This is a genomic window from Frankia sp. AgKG'84/4 (genome assembly GCF_023242965.2).
GTDB lineage: Bacteria > Actinomycetota > Actinomycetes > Frankiales > Frankiaceae > Frankia.
On the sequence record NZ_JALKFU020000749.1, the window covers coordinates 1 to 501 of the forward strand.

1 protein-coding gene is annotated in these 501 nt (G+C 48.1%); it reads right to left on the reverse strand.

Annotated elements, in window-relative coordinates; genetic code table 11:
- Positions 1–465: hypothetical protein (locus MXD58_RS31855; RefSeq protein WP_250610076.1), on the reverse strand; the 465-nt coding region annotated here is incomplete at its 3' end.
- Positions 466–501 lie beyond the last annotated feature (36 nt).

Here is a 501-nt window from a genome sequence, read left to right on the forward strand (position 1 = left end):
GCCGTATATTCGGATGTACCACATCATCGTGGAACGATGGCTTCCGGCTTCGAGAGCGTAGTCGATCTTCTCCCGCTTATTGGAGCGTTCTACGGAAGTCCGGCGTTTATTTATCGTTTTCCATTGGTCGGTTTCCCGTGAGGTCTTGGGAAACAATCGAAGATTGACCTTGCTATGCGTATGGAACGTTCGTCCGTATTTGGCAGTCGAACATCCACAGGATGGGGAACATCTCCATTTTTGACGGTTCTGGGACTTGTCGTATCCATTGGGTCTCATTTTCTTGCCGTTGGGGCAGATGGGAACACCTTCGGGAGAGATGCGAATATCTCCGCCCATCTCTATATTCTTCTTGCCGCGCTTGTTAAGATCGATGATAGGTTCTTGGTTCTGTTGATCAATCAAGCGGTAAATGGCTTCGGCATCATGAGCGGCGTCCAGTAAAATTTTATCGAATGTGCCCAAGGTAAAACGTTGCGTAAATTCAACCGAACTGAGAAC